Annotated in this window: 18 protein-coding genes; 5 read left to right on the forward strand and 13 right to left on the reverse strand. The window is 55.8% G+C overall.

What is annotated here, in order from left to right; genetic code table 11:
- Positions 1 to 2: 2 nt before the first annotated feature.
- Positions 3 to 539: a DUF721 domain-containing protein gene (locus KORLAC_RS13590; RefSeq protein WP_068307342.1), complete on the reverse strand. Its 537-nt coding sequence runs from the start codon at positions 537 to 539 to the stop codon at positions 3 to 5.
- Between the two features lie 113 nt (positions 540 to 652).
- Here KORLAC_RS13590 and mutY point away from each other — a divergent pair, with 113 nt between their 5' ends.
- Entirely contained in the window at positions 653 to 1,693 is a 1,041-nt protein-coding gene (mutY, locus tag KORLAC_RS13595; RefSeq protein ID WP_068307817.1) for an A/G-specific adenine glycosylase, read from the forward strand.
- Here mutY and KORLAC_RS13600 read toward each other — a convergent pair.
- The 8 genes from KORLAC_RS13600 to KORLAC_RS13640 all read right to left on the reverse strand — a co-directional run bounded on the left by KORLAC_RS13600 (position 1,682) and on the right by KORLAC_RS13640 (position 8,250).
- Positions 1,682 to 2,245 (reverse strand): HutD/Ves family protein, encoded by a 564-nt coding sequence (locus tag KORLAC_RS13600; protein ID WP_068307343.1) that lies wholly within the window; start codon positions 2,243 to 2,245, stop codon positions 1,682 to 1,684. The two genes, mutY and KORLAC_RS13600, sit on opposite strands and share 12 nt — an antisense overlap.
- Before the next feature lie 43 nt (positions 2,246 to 2,288).
- Positions 2,289 to 2,837, reverse strand: coding sequence for a protein tyrosine phosphatase family protein (locus tag KORLAC_RS13605; protein WP_082714691.1), 549 nt, complete (start codon positions 2,835 to 2,837; stop codon positions 2,289 to 2,291).
- Between the two features lie 515 nt (positions 2,838 to 3,352).
- Positions 3,353 to 4,468 carry a site-specific DNA-methyltransferase gene (locus KORLAC_RS13615; RefSeq protein WP_068307348.1) on the reverse strand — a complete coding sequence of 372 codons (1,116 nt, stop codon included), beginning with the start codon at positions 4,466 to 4,468 and terminating at the stop codon, positions 3,353 to 3,355.
- Positions 4,469 to 4,621: 153 nt separating this feature from the next.
- Positions 4,622 to 5,275 carry a ribonuclease HII gene (gene rnhB / locus KORLAC_RS13620; RefSeq protein ID WP_206594972.1) on the reverse strand — a complete coding sequence of 218 codons (654 nt, stop codon included), beginning with the start codon at positions 5,273 to 5,275 and terminating at the stop codon, positions 4,622 to 4,624.
- Positions 5,276 to 6,012: 737 nt separating this feature from the next.
- Entirely contained in the window at positions 6,013 to 6,249 is a 237-nt protein-coding gene (locus tag KORLAC_RS13625) for an HP1242/YdcH family protein (protein WP_068307349.1), read from the reverse strand.
- 107 nt (positions 6,250 to 6,356) lie between these two features.
- Entirely contained in the window at positions 6,357 to 6,596 is a 240-nt protein-coding gene (locus tag KORLAC_RS13630) for an HP1242/YdcH family protein (RefSeq protein WP_068307353.1), read from the reverse strand.
- Positions 6,597 to 6,694: 98 nt separating this feature from the next.
- Complete coding sequence (locus KORLAC_RS13635) at positions 6,695 to 6,931, reverse strand: HP1242/YdcH family protein (protein WP_068307355.1); 237 nt, start codon at positions 6,929 to 6,931, stop codon at positions 6,695 to 6,697.
- A gap of 83 nt (positions 6,932 to 7,014) precedes the next feature.
- Entirely contained in the window at positions 7,015 to 8,250 is a 1,236-nt protein-coding gene (locus tag KORLAC_RS13640; RefSeq protein WP_068307357.1) for a DNA recombination protein RmuC, read from the reverse strand.
- 199 nt (positions 8,251 to 8,449) lie between these two features.
- On the opposite strand from KORLAC_RS13640, the gene KORLAC_RS13645 reads away from it, so the two are divergent.
- Together KORLAC_RS13645 and KORLAC_RS13650 are read left to right on the forward strand one after the other, a co-directional pair.
- Positions 8,450 to 9,331, forward strand: coding sequence for a phytanoyl-CoA dioxygenase family protein (locus KORLAC_RS13645; RefSeq protein WP_175445651.1), 882 nt, complete (start codon positions 8,450 to 8,452; stop codon positions 9,329 to 9,331).
- Entirely contained in the window at positions 9,328 to 10,551 is a 1,224-nt protein-coding gene (locus KORLAC_RS13650; RefSeq protein ID WP_068307358.1) for an NAD(P)/FAD-dependent oxidoreductase, read from the forward strand. Before KORLAC_RS13645 ends, KORLAC_RS13650 begins: the two co-directional genes overlap by 4 nt.
- Before the next feature lie 39 nt (positions 10,552 to 10,590).
- Here KORLAC_RS13650 and KORLAC_RS13655 read toward each other — a convergent pair whose 3' ends face one another.
- Positions 10,591 to 11,145, reverse strand: coding sequence for a glutathione peroxidase (locus KORLAC_RS13655; RefSeq protein WP_068307359.1), 555 nt, complete (start codon positions 11,143 to 11,145; stop codon positions 10,591 to 10,593).
- Between the two features lie 195 nt (positions 11,146 to 11,340).
- On the opposite strand from KORLAC_RS13655, the gene KORLAC_RS13660 reads away from it, so the two are divergent.
- Positions 11,341 to 12,450, forward strand: coding sequence for an NADH:flavin oxidoreductase (locus KORLAC_RS13660; RefSeq protein ID WP_068307360.1), 1,110 nt, complete (start codon positions 11,341 to 11,343; stop codon positions 12,448 to 12,450).
- Between the two features lie 66 nt (positions 12,451 to 12,516).
- Here KORLAC_RS13660 and KORLAC_RS13665 read toward each other — a convergent pair whose 3' ends face one another.
- The 3 genes from KORLAC_RS13665 to KORLAC_RS13675 all read right to left on the reverse strand — a co-directional run bounded on the left by KORLAC_RS13665 (position 12,517) and on the right by KORLAC_RS13675 (position 16,909).
- On the reverse strand, positions 12,517 to 13,779 hold the full coding sequence (locus KORLAC_RS13665) for a DUF547 domain-containing protein (protein WP_068307362.1): 1,263 nt from the start codon (positions 13,777 to 13,779) through the stop codon (positions 12,517 to 12,519).
- 238 nt (positions 13,780 to 14,017) lie between these two features.
- Positions 14,018 to 15,244, reverse strand: coding sequence for a DUF547 domain-containing protein (locus KORLAC_RS13670; protein WP_068307364.1), 1,227 nt, complete (start codon positions 15,242 to 15,244; stop codon positions 14,018 to 14,020).
- Positions 15,245 to 15,730: 486 nt separating this feature from the next.
- Positions 15,731 to 16,909 (reverse strand): DUF547 domain-containing protein, encoded by a 1,179-nt coding sequence (locus KORLAC_RS13675; RefSeq protein ID WP_068307366.1) that lies wholly within the window; start codon positions 16,907 to 16,909, stop codon positions 15,731 to 15,733.
- Positions 16,910 to 17,205: 296 nt separating this feature from the next.
- On the opposite strand from KORLAC_RS13675, the gene putA reads away from it, so the two are divergent.
- A complete protein-coding gene (putA, locus tag KORLAC_RS13680) occupies positions 17,206 to 20,373 on the forward strand; it encodes a bifunctional proline dehydrogenase/L-glutamate gamma-semialdehyde dehydrogenase PutA (RefSeq protein ID WP_068307368.1) in 3,168 nt (1,055 codons plus the stop codon).
- The last annotated feature ends 75 nt before the right edge of the window (positions 20,374 to 20,448 follow it).

Here is a 20,448-nt window from a genome sequence, read left to right on the forward strand (position 1 = left end):
TCTTATTTCTTGTCCGGTCCGCGACCGGCCTCCCGTGCTTCCGAAAGCACATACTCGCCAAGGCTTTTAACCGCTTCTTGAAGCGGGCTCAACTCTCCATCACCGACAAGTGACCGCAGTTGTTTCGTCTCTTTTTCGCCAAGCGCCTTTTTTTCATATGGCATCTTGCGTGGCTGCCGCGGCAATGGCCCCTGTTTCACCTCAAGTTTCGCCACCGCCTGATAGCCGAAAAAGCTGTTCACCATCTCGATCACCCGTCCGGCCTTATGGCTCAAAAGCGGCGCGAAGGCTGATTCACAGCGCACCGTGAGGGTGGCGCCCATGCGGTCGCCCCGCGGGAAACGAAGCGATACAGGCAATGTGCTTTCCGCCAATTCTGGCCCAACAATGTAGGCCCAGCGGGTAACAACTTCAGCCTGCGCAAAACCTTTCGCCCGCAATGCCGGCGTCACTAGTGACGAGGCAACCCTTGAGGCACGCTGGGTTGAGCGCCGCCTGAACGGTTTTTTTGCTTCGGTTTTATCTGGCTGTTTCGCCATTTGGCTTGCTCTCTCCGTCGGTCGGGCTATGGTCCTGCATAATTGCGGCACGTCCATGGCATGCCGCCAAGGCTAACATGAATCAAGACAATAAATCAGAATTCACAAAGTGTATGACCAAAACCGCCAAACAGCTGCTTGACTGGTACGACAGAAACCGCAGGGACCTGCCTTGGCGGGCGGCTCACGGTGAAAGCGCTGACCCGTATCATGTTTGGCTTTCGGAAATCATGCTGCAGCAAACAACGGTCGCGACCGTTAAAGGCTATTTTGAAAAATTCCTCACCCGTTGGCCTTCGGTGGACGCCCTGGCCGCGGCTCCACAAGAGGACGTGTTGCAGGAATGGGCGGGGCTGGGCTACTACGCCCGCGCGCGAAATCTGCACAAATGTGCTCAGGTAGTGGTGGAGGTGCACCAAGGTAGCTTCCCGCAAACCGAAGAAGGCCTGAAGGCGCTGCCGGGTATTGGCGACTATACGGGCGCTGCTATCGCCGCCATCGCCTTCGGGGAACCCGCCGCAGTTGTCGACGGCAATGTGGAGCGAGTGGTCAGCCGACTGTTTCGTGTGACCGACGCCCTGCCTGGCGCCAAGAAGGTCATCAAAGCCCACACTGCGGAAATTACCCCCACCAAACGGCCCGGGGATTTCGCCCAGGCTATGATGGACCTGGGGTCAGGGGTCTGCACGCCGAAAACCCCAAAGTGCCTGCTGTGCCCTATCCGTGGTGCTTGCGCCGCCCATGAGGCGGGTGACATGGAACGGTTCCCGGTCAAGGCGCCAAAGAAGGCCAAGCCGACCAGACGCGCAATCTCTTTCTGGCTGGAGCATGACGGCCACGTGCTTCTTGAACGTCGCCCGCAAAAAGGCCTTTTAGGTGGCATGCCTGGGCTGTTTTCAACCCCCTGGGAAGAACGCCCTGCCTTTCCTGCAAAGGAGGAATGGCTCACTCATCGTCCGTCCGAGGACTATTGGAAGCCCGTCGAGGGCATGGCCAAGCACACCTTTACGCACTTCCATCTGGAAACGAAGCTTCTGGCTGCCAAGGCCGACAGCAAGCTGAATATTGAAAATGGCTTCTGGCACCCAGTTGCCGACCTGGATGCTGTAGGCCTGCCCACCGTCTTCAAAAAGATTGCTGTGCTAAGGCCTTAGGGTGATTTCACCATGCAGCGCAGCCCCTACGCCGTTGAGGCCGGGTGCACTTTCACCAGCTTCCCGCAACAGTGTCTGACCTGGTGTCAGCATGGCCTCGCCGCAGCGCACTTCGCCTTCCAACAAGTGGAAAAAACGAAGTGCGTTCTTGTTCGAAAGTACCACCGCGCCAGTCGCAAAGTCGTGAAATGCCATCGTGCCTTTGGCATACCTGCGATCAACCATCAGGTTGAAGTTCCGTACAGGGCCCGCTTTCAGTCGGCCTTCAATGTGCCAATCCCCGGAGAATTGCAACGGCGTGAAGGGCTTCAAGGGATGGTTGCCGTACGGCCCAGCGTCCAGCGTCATGCCTGCACCATCAATCACCGTGATCACCCGGTCAATGTCGGGAAAAAGCGAGAAGGCACCGTCGGTCGTAACTTCCGCAATGCTCAGCCGCCAAATGAAACCAGCCCCGCCAGCCGCCTTCGGACCAACAGCCAATTCGGTGGTTGAGCCCAAGCCATTTTTCCAAGGCTGGACCTGATAGTCGTCAACACCAAGAACCTTCATAGGCGATACCTTGCGTGATACGGCATATTGGGCAAGCGCTGTCCTATTCTTCGAGGGGCGGCAGGCCAAGCTGTGTCCGCACCTTGGGTTCCAGGCTCTTGAGCCCGGCAGCCTTGCCAATGGCAAGCGCTTCATCAGGCTGCTTGCCTTCAACATGATAAGCCCTGAGGGCCAAAAGAGCGCCGGCGCGATTACCGCTGCCGCAGTGCAGCAGCACGGGGCCAGGCGCCGCCTTCAGGGCATCATCCAGCAACTTGGCGTTCTCTGCCGTCAGGCCATCCTTAGATGAAATAGGTAGATGGAAATAGCTTAGCCCGATGGAACTTGCCGCTTCAGCTTCATCAAAGTTGAAGAGCTTGGCAACTTCCGGGTCGTCGCGTTTCGTGGTTTCGCCGTCCCGCCTGAGGTTGACCACCGTGGTAAAACCAGCCTCCTTGAGACGGCCCAGATCGGCCTTCGTAGGCTGGCCGCCTGTGGTCAGCTTGTCAGAGACTACCCGCGCATTCGCAAGATCAAGATCAGTATGGTTATCCGCCTGAGCCGTATTACCCAAATAAAACAAGGCAAGCAAAATAGCTAATAGACGTGTCATCGCATTTCTCCCGGTGTCTCAAACAGAATCCGACGGTACCATAAATGGCAAAGCTACGATCAGGGAAGTGGATAAAAAGCAAGGGCCGCACTTGGCGACCCTGCCTTGATCCTGAAGCCTAAAGCAGGCTGAAGCCTCTAGCTAGCGAGATAGGCAGGCACCTTTTTGGTTGCCTTGCTCATCTTCTTCGCCTTCTTGTCCTGAAGGGGCTTTTTCTTCAGTTCTTTCTTTGTGCTGCGTTCTTTGCTCATTTGGGTCTCCGAACAAACGCCACGCGCGGCTTTAGGCCGCTGTTCGCCGGGGAAAACCGCCCGGTTTTCCATACCACCTGCGACACACTGAATCTCGCATGTCCATGCTGGAATTCAAGTGATGTTTGAGTGACTTAAGAAAAGATTGTGCATTCACCGAGTAGGCCAGCGTAGGCATAAAAACAGGCGCTGTCCGGGCAGGACAGCGCCTTGGGTGGAAGCACAGACGGGCATCCGTGCTTCCGGAGGTATCTTGTGCTTCTGCTAGTTCATTTCCGCACGCACTTGCTGGCGGAAGAAGTCGATTGGCAGCAATTCGCCCTTCTGCTCCACGTGCCAGAAAGTCCAACCGTTACAGGCCGGTGCACCCTGGACACTGGCACCAACTTTATGGATGGAGCCCTTTTCCATATCCGTGATCAGGGTACCGTCGGTACGAACACGAGCGGTATATTTGCGCTTGCAGTCATAAAGCGTGGTGCCAGGTTCGATCATGCCGCGCTCAACGATCGAGCCAAACGGCACCCGTGGTTGCGCCCGCTTACTTTGCGTGAAGCCAAGCGTTTCATCATCAAGGCGCTTGACGTTTGAAATCCGTTCCATCGCCACCTTGATATACTCGTCCTCGCGCTCAATACCGATGAAGTCGCGACCGAGTTTCTTTGCCACAGCGCCAGTCGTGCCCGTACCAAAGAATGGGTCCAGCACCACGTCACCTGGCTTGGTGGAAGACATCAGCACACGGTAAAGCAGGCTTTCCGGCTTCTGCGTCGCATGGGCTTTCTTGTCACCATTCTTGAGGCGCTCCCCCCCCGAACAGATTGGCAGCGTCCAATCAGAGCGCATCTGCGTGTCGTCGTTCATCGCTTTCATGGCGTCATAGTTGAACGTGTATCCGCCCTTGTCTGCAGACTTGGCTGCCCAGATGAGCGTCTCATGTGCGTTGGTGAAGCGCGTGCCGCGGAAGTTCGGCATCGGATTCGACTTGCGCCAGATCACGTCGTTCAGCACCCAGTATTCCAGATTCTGCAGCGCCGTGCCGACGCGGAAAATATTGTGGTAGGACCCGATCACCCAGATGGTGCCGGTGTCTTTGAGAACCCGGCGTGCGGCATCCAGCCAGCGATAGGTAAACTCGTCATAGGCGTTGAAGCTTGAGAATTTGTCCCAGGCGTCATGCACACCGTCAACCTTACTGTTGTCAGGGCGCGACAGCGTTTCCTTGAGCTGCATATTGTAGGGGGGATCCGCGAAGATCACATCGACCGATTTCTCGGGCAGCGAGTTCATCACATCAATACAGTCACCCTGAACAATTTTGTTCAGCGGCAAGGAAAGGGTCGCAGACCCTTTGCGGGTCGCGTTCTTTGCATCAGCCATCAATTTTCTCCGTCCCGGCTTCATAGCCGACCGCTGGAAACGCCCTTTTTGGGCTTAATTTTTTGGTTTTTCTCAGCGATCTGTTGACCCAATCATGAGTCGCCGACGAATCGGTGTCAAGTGATTCTTATAGATGAATCAGTGATTTATAAGCTATTCTTCACTCAAAACTTGGCGAATCGGAGCAAAAGAACGACGGTGATGTGGAGTCGCACCCACAAGTCTTAGTGCGGCGAGATGCTTGGCAACACCATATCCTGCGTTTTGCGCCCAACCATAGTCAGGGAACTCGGAATCCAGTTTTTTCATGAGATCATCACGAAAAACTTTTGCGACAATCGATGCTGCTGCGATGGATAATGACCTGCCATCACCCTTGATCAGGGTCCGCGTCGGCATTTCAAGGCCGGGATCGCGGTTGCCGTCAACAAGCGCAGATGAAGGCTTCAGCTCAAGGCCTTCAACAGCCCGGCGCATGGCCAGCATGGAAGCCTGCAGGATATTGATTTCGTCGATTTCGGCTACGCTTGCTTCGGCAATGGAGACCGCCAATGCTTTTTCCTGGATCAGGCCATAGAGGGCCTGGCGCTTTTTTTCCGACAGCTTCTTGCTGTCGTTCAGGCCTTCGGGGATATCATCAGGATCAAGAACCACGGCGGCTGCAACCACTGGGCCCGCAAGGGGGCCCCGGCCAACCTCGTCCACGCCGCAGACATGACCGCCTTCAGCCGCAATCATATGAGCTTCGGCTGACCAGTCGGGTCTTGGCTTCATATCCATGCCGGCAGCATCAAACAGGTCTGACATTCGGATCTCCCCTTCCCTGCCCAGATGTGGCGCAACAGGACGCGTCGGTCAAGCATCCGGATGCCACATGCGATGACGGTCTGATACGTTGCAAAGAAAAGCGGCGCCCCCAAGTGGGAGCGCCGAGTGTTGGGTAGGTTTAGGAAAGAAACGCAGAACCCCCAAGGGGGTTCGACAACTGTGTACTCATTACAGGGAAAGTGTGGCCGGGCCGGATGGGCTCTTGGGGCTAGGGTCAGGGGTATGTCCTCACCCGGCCCGACCGGAACCTGTTATCGCTCAAACGCTATGACGCACAGAGACTTAGAGCTGGAGTGCGATAACCGGTTCTTGTCTTGGCCGCTTATGCTGCGAGCGGCACGCGTGCCAACCGGGCGACACGGCGCTGGCGGCGCCACGTTCTGCTTAGGGGCTGGCTTGTCAGGGAAACGCCTGCGACCTGGGAGACCTGGTGCCTGGCGTTATTGAGACCTGTGGTCTCTGAAATAAGGGTCGTAAACATTTTATCCTCGCTGCTTGCGCATCTATGCCGCTTTGTCGTTTTGGGGAGGCGGCTGTTGTTATCACTGTCGTTTTCTGCAGCCTTTTGTTTTTGAGTCTTTGCTCGTGGCTACAGGTCTAATGTAGGTGTGGCGACGGAATCCTTCAATAGCACTGGGCGCATTTAATGAACGCTTCATCGCAATTCACGCCGCAATTGAAACACAATTGGCCCCATCGCCTGGCACCCGCGGCTTTCAGTGGCTCAGATAGTAGAATATTTCGTCCTTAATCCACAGGCGTTCTTTCCTCAGGTCCTCGATCTGGAAAGTCAGCTCGCACTCTCGCCGGCGCTCGGCCTCACAAAGGTTCTGGTTGAGGGTGTTATAGGCTTTCGTGAGTTTGTAGAAATGGTCGTCTGAACTGATCAGGCTCCAGAAGCGGTCCTCCTTGCCTGGGATTTCTGAAAGAAGATCGAACGGTATGTAGCGCATAACAAAGCTCCCATAAATCAATGCAGGAACTGTAATGCACGGGAAATCGCGCAAATTGATCAATATCAATCGTTACGAGCGTTTTTCAAATTCAGTTATGATGGGCGTTAGTGCTCTTTAAGCAGGGCATAGATTTCGTCCTTCAGAAACAGACGCTTCTTCCTGAGGCCCTCTTCATCAAAATGCGGATTGGTCTCGTCGCCGGCTTCCAGTTCAAGAATGGCCCGGTTGACGCTCCGATATTCCTCCGCCAACCGGCGGAAGTGGCCATCGCTTTCTTCAATTCGAGGTAGCTTCTCGGCAAATTCGGGGAATTCCTCCCGCAGCGCATGCGGCATGTGGCCCATTATGTGTCTCCTTTTGTCAGTACAAAAAGGCGACACATACTATAGCGCATTTTGGCCCCGGTTTAAAGCCGGGACCCCATTGGCTGGCATTGAAACGCCTAGGCTTTAAGCATGCCGTAGATTTCGTCTTTCAACCGCATGCGCTGTTTCCTCAGGTCCTCTTCCTGGAACTGGGAAACATGTTCTTCCCCTACCTCAATACGGTGAATTTCTCGGTTCAGCGTATGATACTTTTCGGAAAGATTGCGGAAATGGGCATCGTCCTCCTTGAGCGCGTGGATGCGGTCTTCGAACTCAGGGAAATCGTCTCTCAACTCGTGGGGTACGTGGCTCATCATGATCCTCCGGTCAATTGTTCATGACCAAGGATTAGAGTACACCCGCCATATGGGAATTGATCGTCGTCAAGAGCGGACAATTATTCGCTATCGTCGCCCAGCAAAGCCTGCGCTGTGCCGTCTTCCACCTGCTCCACGCTCTTGAGCGCCCGAAGCATCTGGTTGCGACGAGTGCCCAGCTTCTCGATATGCTTTTCCATGGCTTCCACATTCTTGCCCATGGCCGTGATCTGGTCACCATAGCGCTCGAATTCGTTCTTCACGGCACCCAGCACCTGCCAGACCTCCTGCGCCTGTGCCTGCATGGCCATCTGCTGAAAGCCCATGCGGAAGGTTGTCAGCAGTACCTGGAAGTTTGTGGGGCCCGTAACCGTCACATTAAATTCGCGCTGCAGGCCTTCCACATAGCCCGGTATGCGCAGCATTTCGGCATACAGGCCCTCGGTTGGCAGGAACAGGATAGCAGACGGTGTCGTGTAGGGCGGGTTGATATATTTGGTGGCGATATCCTTAGCAAAGCCCTTAACCCGGTTTGCCAGCATCTTCTGGCTGGCGGCGATGCCGTCCGTGTCGCCCGCCTCCACGGCTGTCAGCAAGCGCTCATAATCCTCTGTCGGGAACTTGGCATCGACCGGCAGGAATACTTCTGCGTCCGTACCTGGCATCCGAATACCGAATTCGACATGGGTGCCTTTCCGACCGCAGTCATAGTTGGCGACATATTGGTTCGGCGTCAGCACATCTTCAATCAGCAGCTCAAGCTGCACTTCGCCGAAGGTACCACGCGACTTGACGTTCGTGAGTACCCGCTTCAGGTCACCCACACCGGTGGCCAGCGACTGCATCTCGCCCAAGCCCTTGTGCACCTGCTCCAGCCGCTCGGACACGGTCTTGAAGCTCTCGCTCAAGCGCTTTTCAAGGGTGGTCTGTAGCTTCTCATCCACCGTCTTGCGCATCTCGTCCAGCTTCTGGCTGTTCTCGGTGCGCAGCTCTTTCATTTTCTCATCGAGCTTGTCACGGAACTGCTGCTGCTGCGTCGACTGGTCAGCACCCAGCTTGCGAACGGTCTCGCCCAGCGCCGTGATGGCTTTCGACAACTCTTCACGGTTGCCGCGGAATTCCTCACGGATGCCCTTTTCACGCTCTCCTGCCTGCTCGTTCATATAACGAAGCCCGGCTTCAATCTGCATCAGTTGGGTGACCGCATCACCGCCGTCAAGCTTGGCCGAAACAGCCGAAAGCCGCCGCCACGTCATAAGAATGCCAACGATGACAAAGCCCAAAAGCGCAAGTATGATCAGACTGACTGGATCCACGATATTCCCCGACATTGATAAGCGACCGAACGCGTCTATCACCCCTAGCCCACCGCCCGCCCGCGCGCAAGAACAGATACCCCACCCCACCATCTTGACGGCCCTGCCAGCCTATGCTTCTTTGGGCGAAAGCCTGGTCTAAATTAACTTCCGTAGGGCATGTGCCAATCGGCGGGCCGGGCTTTGATGGAGTATGAATATGCTGCCTCGTTTTGATGCACGCAATTTTGAAACTATCACCCCCGAAATGAAAACCGCTTTTGATCGCGACGGCGTCCTTGTGTTGGACGGTCTTGTGGACGCGGCCATGTGCGACAAGCTGCGGGCCCGGATGGCTGAGATGGTTGCCGGCTTCGATGTGGAAGAGCACCGGAGCATTTTTTCGACCAAAGGCTGTCAACACGACCAGGATGCCTATTTCCTTGAATCAGGACACGAAACCCGTTTCTTTTTCGAAGAAGAGGCTTTTGATGCAGACGGCAACCTGACCTGTGAGCTGCCGCTGGCGCTCAACAAGGTTGGGCATGCCATGCATGATCTTGATCCCACATTTGGTGCTTTCGCCCGCCAGGACGCCTTCAAGGCCATCTGTGAAGGCCTCGGGCAGGAAAAGCCGCTGCCGCTGCAGTCCATGTATATTTTCAAGCAGCCTCATATCGGCGGCGAAGTGGTATGCCACCAGGACGCCACCTATTTGCGCACGACGCCCGAAACTTGCCTTGGCATCTGGGTGGCGCTTGAGGACGCGACTGAAGAAAACGGCTGCCTGTGGGGCATTCCCGGCGGCCACAAAACGGGCGGGCTCAGGTCCGCGTTCCGCCGCAAGCCGGACGGCGACGGCACCTATGTCGAAACCATTAATGACACACCGTTTGAAGAAGACAAGAAAGTAGCCTTGCCTGCGCCCAAAGGCACAGCACTCGTGTTCGGCGGCCTGTTTCCCCACATGTCGTCAGCAAACCGGTCTGGCAAGTCCCGCCACGCCTACACGCTGCATGTGATCGATGGTGAGGCTGACTATCCGGCAGATAACTGGCTCAGGCGCCCTGAAAGCCTGCCCCTCAGAGGATTTAACCCATGAAGCTTGTGATTATCGGGGGCGGCCATGCGGCCGCCCAGGTCGCCACATCATTGAGGCAACATAAGTTCGACGGTGACGCCACGCTGGTCACCGATGAACCTGTGGTGCCCTACCAGCGACCGCCGCTGTCGAAAATGTACCTGTCGGGTGACATCGGGGCAGAGCGGCTACCGATTCTGAGAGAACAGGCCTACGAAGGCGCCAATATCAGCCTAAAGCTGGGCGTGCACGCCAACAGCATTGACCGGGATACAAAAACCGTTTCGCTGGCCTGCGGCAGCACCCTGCCATACGACAAGCTGATACTCGCCACCGGCGGTCATGCGCGCCGGTTGACCTGCAAAGGGGCGGACCTCGCTGGCATCCATTATGTGCGCACCATGGCAGACACGGATGCCATGCGCGGTGAATTTGATCACGCCAAGCGGATCGTCATCATCGGCGGCGGCTATATCGGGCTCGAGATCGCGGCGGTCGCGCGCAAGGCCGGCAAGGCTGTGACGGTGCTTGAGGCCACAGACCGTATCCTGGGCCGCGTGGTGGCACCGGAAGTGTCGGATTTCTATACCCAGTTGCACGCAGAAGAAGGTGTGGAGATCCATACAGACAAGCTCGTAACCTCCATTGAGGGCACAGATAGGGCCAGTGCGGTGCGCTCCGCAGACGGCGACCGCTATGAAGCCGACATGGTCGTGGTGGGTATTGGCCTCGTGCCGAACACGGACCTCGCCGCTAGCGCGCACCTTGATGTGCTGCCCCAGGGCATTCAGGTCAACGCCCACTGCCAGACCAGCGACCCTGACATTTATGCCGTGGGCGACGTGGCCTGGTTCAGACATTCTTTCTATGGCCGAGAGATGCGTATTGAATCGGTCCAGAACGCCGTCGATCAGGCAAAAGTAGCTGTGGAGCATATGCTCGGGAACGACGTTTCCTATGATGCCCTGCCCTGGTTCTGGTCTGATCAATATGGCCTGAAGCTTCAGATCGCGGGCCTGAGCCAAGGCTATGACACGCTGGTCACACGCGGCAATCCGGCAGAACGATCTGTTGCTTTCTTTTACCTGAAGGACAGCAAGATGATCGCCGCTGACTGTATTGGTCGCATTGCGGAATTCATGAATGCCAAGAAGCTGATTGCAAGCGAAGTGCCAGTCACCGAAGCCCAACTGCTGGACGAACGGCCCTTCAAGGAAATCGCCGCAGACTTGCTAGGATAAGCGAAAGGGGCCATTCGGCCCCTTTTTCTCGGTTGGGCGTTACTGCAACACCTTATCGATCGCGGCCCGCAGTTCCGGTGACTGCGGGGTCACTTTGCTGCGGAAATAGGCTACCGGATGGCCTTCCGGGTCGATCAGATATTTGTGGAAATTCCACTCAGGCCGACTGTCCTCGCCAAGCACACCCGCGAGCCATTCGTATACCTCTGCCGTGCCTTCCTTGCCATCCACGACCATTTTCTTGGTCATGGGGAAATCCACCTGGAAATTCACCTTGCAGAAATTCTTGATGTTCTTTTCTGACCCCGGTTCCTGGTCGCCAAAGTCATTCGCTGGCACACCAACCACAACCAGGCCCTTGTCGCGGTAGTCGTCCCACAACGCCTGAAGGCCTTCGTATTGAGGCGTATAGCCACAATAGGATGCTGTATTGACCAGCAAGACTGCCTTGCCTTTGAACTGATCAAGCGGCATCTCGGTGTAATCGATTGACGTTACCGTAAAGTCGTAAAGGCTTTTTTCGCCGTCGGCCGACGCGGGCAATGCTCCCAGAACGACAGCGGCGCAAGCGACAAAGATAGACTTCAGATTCATAATCAGTTCCCCGGTTTTGCTTCACTCCCGTCTATACTCCAGCCACGCCCTTTGCGAAAGCAGGCTAACGGAAGTGTGATGACAGGCATGAAGCCGACATTCTTGAAATAAAGTCACGCCACGCTACCTCAGTTCAGAACCTGTTACGGGGCTGGCAAATAGCCAGATCAGCCCACACCATGTGAAGGACAAAGTATGAGTGAAAACACCACAGCCCTGTTCGAGCCGTTCAAATCAAAGAACCTGAGCCTCGACAACCGTGTCGTCATGGCCCCGATGACCCGGACTTTTTCGCCTGAGAACGTACCCAATGACCTGAATGTGGAATATTACCGCAGGCGCGCAGCGGGCGGTGTTGGCCTTATTATCACCGAAGGCACCTGCGTGGGCCACAAAGCCGCAAACGGATACCCCAATGTGCCCTTCATTTATGGGGATGAGGCGCTCGCAGGCTGGAAAAAAGTGGTGGATGCCGTGCACAAAGAGGGCGGCAAGATCATGCCCCAGCTGTGGCATGTGGGCTCGGTTCGTCGCCCGGGCATTGAGCCAGACCCTGAGGTGCCCGGCTATGGTCCATCTGGCCTTGTGATGCCCGGCAAGAAGCGCTGCCATGAGATGACAGAAAGTGATATCGCCGATGTGATCGCGGCCTTCGCCAAAGCGGCAGCAGATTCCAAAGCCATCGGTTTCGACGGCGTTGAAATCCACGGTGCGCATGGCTATCTGCTGGACCAATTCTTCTGGGGTGGCCTGAATGAGCGAACAGACAAATGGGGCGGCGACCATGTGGGGCGCACCCGCTTCGCAGCAGAAATCGTAAAGGCCATCCGGGCAGAAGTCGGCGCTGATTTCCCTGTGATCCTCAGGTGGTCGCAGTGGAAGCAGCAGGACTATTCTGTGAAGCTGGCTACCAGCCCACTTGAGATGGAACAGTTCCTCGAGCCGCTTACAGATGCCGGCGTGGACATCTTCCACTGCTCAACCCGCCGTTTCTGGGAGCCTGAATTTGAAGGCAGCAACCTGAATCTGGCAGGCTGGACCAAGAAACTGACCGGCAAGCCAACCATCACCGTGGGCAGCGTGGGCCTGGATACGGCCTTCGCGGAAGAAGGCCAAAAGGACTTCATGGACGCCAAGCCCGCCAGCCTATCGAACCTGATGGACCGCATGGAGCACGGCGAATTTGACCTGGTAGCCGTTGGCCGTGCGTTGATTGCGAACCCGGACTGGGCCAACAAGGTCAAAGCTGCGGACGACGCTTCTCTCGCGCCTTACAGCAAGGAAATGCTGAAGGAACTGGCCTAACAAACGATTACCTGAGCACAAAAAAGGGCGCCAAATGGCGCCCTTTTGCCTCAGCCCAAGGCACTATTAATTATCTGCTGGTTCTGCAGTTTCGTCATCTGCCGGGGGATCATATTCTTCCAGCTCGACTTTCCCTTCACGTACTCGGCGCATCTTCCGCATTTGAATGTCGCGCAGGTATTCCATCATGTGAGAAGGGAACCTTACGCTGATCATCTTCTGTTCAATACTATTGGTCCAACTTGTTTGCTTGGTACCACCAGCATAGCCACCTGAATCCCCCGCGCCAGAGGGATCACCAGGACCATTGGCCATCTGAACCGAACTGCCTTCAGAGCCAACGCCCCCACCCGTGCGGAAAGCCAGCAAAAGCGCACCAGCATTGGTGTTGGCACTGCCTTTCGCACGGTTTCCACCAAACATGTCAGCGATATACCAGTTGCTTTGCCCCGTACCCACAACGGTTGATCCGTCTTGAATTTTGTCCGCAAAGGTCGGACGTGCGTACTTGAGGATATGACGGCGCAGGTCGCGGTCAAAATCAGGAAACAGCGCCGAGTTCACTTCATAGAAGTATGATGTCCGCAAAATGCGCTCGCGTACAAAGGCGCCCCGGTTCGAATTGACGAACTCGTTGGCATTCGCTTCAAGCTGCCGCCAAACCCGAAAACCTTCAAAGGCTTCGTCCCGCAAGTTCGGCCCACCAACTACACCCTGGAACAGGCCGTACATGATCCGGGGATCGCGGTATTTGGGGACCAGGATTTTATGGTGAATGTCGTTGAGCGACAGTGGCACTCCCGAAACGGTCAACACCTTGTCATCCCAAATCTCAGGGTAGAATTTCTTCAGATTCGTTTCCGGGAAGATCTCCGCGATCTGGGTGACCAGCGTGACATTATAAAGATTCAGCCAGTAAGCCAGTTGCTCATCGCGGTTGAACATGTTCAAGGGCGCCAGTTCGGGCACCTTTGCCAGATCATCACGCAACTTACGCAGAACAAGAAGATTGTCGCCCAGGAAGGCATGAAAGTCTACCCGGTTCCCTTCAAGGCGCGTGGTGCCCCCACCGCCCCGAATGATGCGGGAACCGGCACGTGGCCGCACCTTGGACGCTTCAGTACGGTCTGACATGCCGGTATCCAGGACTGTCTGGCCAAGCATGGCATCCCAATCTTCATATTTGATGGAAAAGTCAGAGTCTGGGCTGTCGCCCCTGAACGGCGCAGGAACGCCGGACTCGCCCGCCCATGCAACGGAGACTGAAACCACTGAAGCAAGCGCAGCAGCGCCCAACTTCAAGGCATGTGTAATCTGCTTAAACGTCATGATCTGTAATCCTCCTATCCCGCATCCGCGGAAACATCACCGTCTTGGATTTGCATCCAAGGCAGGTGTGCCTATTCGTGATAACTCTCATGTCTTTGTTGACTGCCGCTCGTTTCTTGGCGGACTTGCCTTGTTTTGCCGATGACGGCACCCCTCGCTGCTTGGTGCGTTGGGGCCGGGATGTTACCCGTTAATCTGCAGCTGGCCGCCTTGCAGCCAGCTGCCTTCCATTATGGCCCTATTGGCCGTCGGAATCCGTTTCCTTATCAGCCCCCTGGATGCGGTCTGCCCCGTCATATTCTTCGATGGTCACATCGCCAGAACGGGTCTTCTTGTTGCGGATTTCCTGTTTGTTTAGATATTCAATCACATGGATCGGGAAGCGGCCTTGATACATATTCTTGCTGCTCAAGCTGCCGATCCAGGCAGATTCCACCGCACCACCTGCGCCGCCGCCTGCGTCACCTGCTGCACCGGCACCTGAGCCGGTACGGAAAGCAAGAAGAAGGGCACCGCCGTTGGTGTTGGCACTGCCTTTTGACCGATTGCCGCCATAAAGGTCAGCGATATACCAATTGCTCTGGCCCGTACCTACAACGGTCGATCCACTCATGATTTTGTCGGCAAAATGGGGCTTGGCATGCTTCAGCAGATGACGACGAACATCACGGTCAAAATCCGGAAAAAGCGCTTCGTTGACCTCATAGAAATAGGACGCACGCAGAATACGTTCGCGCACAAATGCCCCACGGTTTGAGTTGATAAACTCGAAGGCATTGTCTTTCAACTGGTCCCATATGGCCCGGCCCGTATAAGCTTCCGGTCGAATATTCGGTCCGCCGATCACGCCCTGGAACAGGCCATACATGATCAAGGGGTTCTTATACTTCGGAATCAGGATTTTATGATGGATGTCGTTTAGCGACAAAGGTGTGCCTGCAACCGTCAGTACCTTTTCTTCCCAAAGGCTGGGATAGAACTTCTTCAGGTTGGTCTCCGGGAAAATCTCCGAAATCTGGGAAATAAGCGTGATGTTGTATAGGTTCAGCCAATAAGCCAGCTGCTCATTGCGGGTCAGCTGATTAAGCGGCAAAACGCTCGGCACTTTGGCAAGGTCATCTCGCAGGCCCTTCACCACATCCAGATTGCCCCCCAGAAATGAATGGAAATCGATTCTGTTACCTTCAAGGCGTGTGGTGTCTGTGCTGCCGCGAATAATGCGTGACCCCGCTGTAGGGCGGGCTTTGCCAGCTTCCGTACGGTCAGACATGCCCGTATCCAGCACTGTCTGCTCGAGAAGTGCAGACAGGTCATTATAGTTGATCGATAGCTCAGATTTCGGGTCATCCCCGCGGAATTGGCCGATTACACCGCTCTCATCAGCGGCGAAACTTGTGGTGCCCCCCACCATGATTGCCAGCAAGGCTACCAGGCCTGTCTTCTTGGCAAATGTCATGCAACGCATACTTGGTTCCTCATGTTTTTAATCAATGCTTGAGGACACCCACCAGATGCATTCAATGGCAGGCTAATCCCCCTATTCTCTCCTTGCGGCTTGCGCGATCTCTGCCGATCAGACGATCGCATGAAACTGGGAACTGCCGCATCGCGCCACTCGCCACACTATAGCAGAAGCCGGCGCACCAAAAAAGCAGATGGCCTGCACACGCCCCCAAACGCAGCAGGCTTACTCGGAACAATCTGTGCCCAAGAAACGACTGTGTCCCCGGGCATAAAAACAGCGTGCTCGACAGAGCACCCTTATGAACCCAAGACATAGCCACAAAGACAATTCCTCATAATCTTTTTGATTATTTTTAGGACACCACCGGTAAGCGTCATAAAACCATTGGTTTGCCTCAACTAAACGAAAGACGTCCGCCGACGCGAAGCCTTGGGTCGGGCTTCGCGTGCTGGCGGACGCCAGGAATGGTCCAGCAAGAAAGCGGTGTCAGTTATCGTCCGTGCCGGTCTCCACCGGCGCTTTATATTCTTCCACGTCTACGTTCCCCACTCTTGTTTTACGGTCACGTTTTTCCTTTTTATGAAGATACTCGACCACATGAATGGGGAACCGGGTGCGATTCATATTCAGGGTGTCCATTTTCATAAACCAGGCCGCTTCGATGCTGCCGCCATCAGCTCCCCCTGAACCGCCGGCTCCGCCGCCACCAGACTTGATAGACATCAGCATCGCGGCGCCATTTGTATTGGCGCTCGAGAGTGCACGATTGCCTCCATACAGGTCGGCAACATACCAGTCATCGATGTCCGGGCGGATTTCCTTTGCATCGCGAATCCTGTCACGAAAGCTTGCATAGGCGTATTGGTAGAGGTGCCGTTTAAGGTCCCGTTCGAAGTCAGGAAACAGCGCTGCATTAACCTGATATAGCTCCGAAACCCTTAGCTTCCCCCATTTGTAGCGGGCGCCCCGGTTCGAATTGACAAACTCCCGAGCGTTGCGCTCAAGCATCTCCCAGACATTGCGCCCTTCATAGGCTCTGCGCCGAATATTGGGGCTGCCAACGATACCCTGGAACATGCCGTACATCACCAGCGGATTCCTGAATTTCGGGATCACTATCTTATGTTGGATGTCATTGAGCGACAGCGGGATGCCCGTCACCGTGATGACCTTCTCGTCCCACAGTTCCGGATAAAATTTCCTCAGGTTGGTTTCGGGAAAGATCTTCCCGATCTGAGTAATCAGCGTAACATTATAGAGATTCAACCAATAGGCCAGCTGTTCATTTCTGCTAAGATCCTTCAGTGGCAGAACACTAGGGACTGACGCGATATCATCCCTCAGTCGGCGCATCATTTCAAGATTGTCGCCCAGGAAAACATGAAAGTCGACGCGGTTGCCTTCGAGCCTCGTTGGCTTGGTATTGCCGCGCTGAATACGGCTGCCTGCCGCCGGACGCGCTTTCGGTGCCTCCCGGCGATCGGACTGGCCAGCCCGCATCACCGTCGTTTCAAATATGCCAGTGAGATCATCATAATTGATTGTCAGATCGGATTCTGGTGCCTCACCACGAAAAGGCTCAGGCACCTTTGTATCACCGGCAGCACTAGCCGACACACACATGCTAAACAGCGCGAAAACTACCACCTTATAACTTTTGAACATTGTCACTCTCCCCCCTTTGCTCGAGTCCCTAATTCTCTCAACACAATGCTACAGTATTACATATCATTGCCGAACGTCAATATCTCGCATAACTTAAAAATAACTACCGTGAGATGTAATTAGGCTGCGAAGAGCGCCAAAAACTGCTCGGAGCCCCCTTTTCTGAAGCCTTTGTGCCAAAGGATGACGAATCTGCTTCCCAGCGCGTTTTTTTGGCGTTAAGGGGGAGACAAATCCAACAAATAAATTGGATACAAAATATTATATGTAACGAAGTGTGGTAGAGGGACCCAAGTATGGCCAAGCTTCGAATTTCGCCCCCACCGGCACAAGACCGGAACAGCGCAATGCAGTCTTTGCGTGCAGCCTACCTGCGCGACGAAACCGAGGTCGTCAGCGGACTGATCGAAAACTTCCCGCTGGATGACCAGATGCGCCATGACGCAACTGCCACAGCTGCCGCCATTGTGGCCCAATCACGTGCCATGAAGGAAGAACAAGGCAGCCTGGACGCATTCCTGGCCGAGTTTGGCCTCTCGAACCAGGAAGGGGTGGCCCTGATGTGCATGGCCGAGGCCCTCTTGCGCGTTCCAGATGTGGAAACCCAGGACAAACTGATCGCAGAAAAAATCACGTTGGGTGACTGGGCATCGCACAAAGGCCGATCCGACAGTCTGTTTGTCAATGCCTCCACCTGGGCATTGATGCTAACCGGCGGCGTGATCAAGCTGGACAAGACCATCACCAAAAACCCAGGAAAATGGTTTCGGGGCTTGGTGTCGCGCACAGGCGAACCTGTGATCCGTACTGCGGTAAATCAGGCCATGAAAATCATGGGCCGGCAGTTCGTTTTTGGGCGGAATATCAAGGAAGGCTTGTCCCGGCAAGCGAAGCAGCCGCCCGAGCACAAGATGATGAGCTTCGACATGCTTGGTGAAGGCGCGCGCACAATGGATGCCGCTGATCGCTACTTCAAACTCTATATGGACTCAATCGACGCCGTCGGCACTGCGACAAAAGCAGACGGCGCAGACCCGCACGATCGCTCCAGCGTGTCAATCAAGCTGTCAGCCCTGCACCCTCGCTATGAGGAGACCAGCGACAACCGCGTGATGAGTGAGATGGTCCCGCGTGTGAAGGAACTGGCGCTGCGAGCCAAGTCGTACGATATTCAGATGACCATCGATGCCGAGGAGGCCGACAGGCTGGACATTAGCCTGCGCATCCTTGAGAAACTGGCGTCAGACCCGGATCTCGCTGGCTGGGAAGGCCTTGGCCTTGCCGTTCAGGCTTACCAGAAGCGCGCGCCACATGTGATCGACTGGCTGATCCTTCTGGCGCGCGAACACAAGCGCAAATTCGCTGTCCGTCTGGTCAAAGGCGCCTACTGGGACACGGAAATCAAGCACGCCCAGGAACTGGGTCTTGATGACTATCCTGTATACACGCGCAAGCCGTCGACCGATATCTGCTATATCTATACTGCTGCCCGCATGCTTGAGGCGCAGGACGCCATCTATCCGCAGTTCGCAACCCACAACGCACACACTATTGCCTGCATCGCTAAAATGGCGGAAGGCAAGCGCTATGAATTCCAGAAACTGCACGGCATGGGCGCGCTTCTGTATAAAGCAGCCAGCCGGGTGATAGGCCATACCATTCGCACGCGCACGTATGCGCCCGTTGGGCTGCATGAAGACCTACTGCCCTACCTTGTGCGGCGCCTGCTTGAAAATGGCGCCAACTCAAGTTTTGTAAACCGTTTCATGGACGCGAAAGTGCCCGTCGAGGAGGTCGCCGGCGATCCGATCGAGGCGATCAAGGCCGCACCGGCCCTTCGCCACACGCTGATCCCGACGCCCGATGATATGTATGGCGAAGAACGCAAGAATTCCAAAGGACGCAATCTTATGGACCGCACCCAATATGAGCCTCTGATGGCCGCCCTTGAAGAACGCAATTCCCACAAATATGCAGCAGCCAGTATTGTTGCAGGCATGGAAGTGGGTGGCGAACCTGTGGACGTGACCAACCCAGCCAACACAGCTGAAGTGGTGGGCACAGCACGCGAGGCGCGCGAGGAAGACCTGGAAGCAGCAGCGGTTCGCGCGAAAGCAGCCCAGAAGGACTGGGACCGCCTGGGCGGCACCGAACGCGCCAAAATCCTGCGCGCCATGGGCGATGCCATTGAGGCCGAACGGGACACATTCGCCGACCTTCTGGTTCGCGAAGCCGGCAAGACGCTGTCGGATGTTATCGCGGAAGTGCGCGAAGCCGTTGACTTTTGCCGCTACTATGCAGCGCGTGCCGAAGAACAATTCGGCGCGCCAATCGACCTGCCTGGGCCAACGGGCGAGAAAAACCAGCTGCACCTGTCGGGTCGCGGCACCTTCCTGTGTATTGCACCGTGGAACTTCCCGCTGGCCATCTTTGTGGGCCAGGTTGCAGCCGCCCTTGCAGCCGGTAACGCAGTGATCGCAAAGCCTGCTGAACAAACGCCGCTTGTCGCCTGGCATGCCGTGAAGCTGTTCCACAAGGCTGGTGTTCCTGCCGATGTACTGCATCTGGTGCTGGGTGACGGCGTCAAGGTTGCGGCACCGCTGGTAGCTGACGAGCGCGTATCCGGCGTGGCCTTCACAGGCTCCACCGAGACCGCGAAGATCATCAACCGTACGCTTGCGGACCGAGACGGCGCTATCGCGCCCCTGATTGCCGAGACCGGTGGCCAGAACGCCATGATTGTCGACAGCACGGCCCTGCCGGAACAGGTCAGCGATGACGTGATCCAGTCCGCCTTCGGTTCTGCCGGCCAGCGCTGCTCAGCGCTGCGTGTCCTGTTCGTGCAGGACAGCGTCGCAGACAAGGTGATCAACATGCTCAAGGGCGCGCTGAAGGAACGCGTGATCGGCGACCCTGCCAAGTTGACAACAGACATCGGCCCGATCATCGATGCCGAAGCCCTCAAGGGCCTTCAGGACCACTGCGCCAAGATGGAAAAGGAAGCGAAACTTGTCGCCAAGGCCGACATGGAACCAGAGGCAGAAAACGGCACTTTCCTGGCACCGCATATTTTTGAACTGGACGGCCTGCATCAGCTTGAGCACGAAAACTTCGGCCCGATCTTGCACGTGATCCGCTTCAAAGCGGCAGAGATGGATGAGGTCCTGAGGCAGATTGGCGACACGGGGTATGGCCTCACATTCGGTGTGCACTCCCGCCTCGAAGGCCGCTGGAAGGACCTGTTTGAAAAGACGAACATTGGCAACACATACATCAACCGCAATATGGTTGGCGCCGTTGTCGGTGTGCAGCCATTTGGCGGCGAAGGCCTGTCTGGCACAGGCCCCAAGGCAGGCGGCCCGCACTATCTGCTTCGATTTGCCGCTGAGCACACGCTGACCATCAACACAGCGGCCGTGGGGGGCAACGCCGAATTGTTCTCGCTGGAAGAGGAAGAGGCTTAAGCCTTCCTCGACGCGTAGCATTGCACTCAGAAACGCGAAAGCCCGGCCATGAAGCCGGGCTTTTCACTTTCAAAT

The organism is Kordiimonas lacus (assembly GCF_001550055.1).
GTDB lineage: Bacteria > Pseudomonadota > Alphaproteobacteria > Sphingomonadales > Kordiimonadaceae > Kordiimonas > Kordiimonas lacus.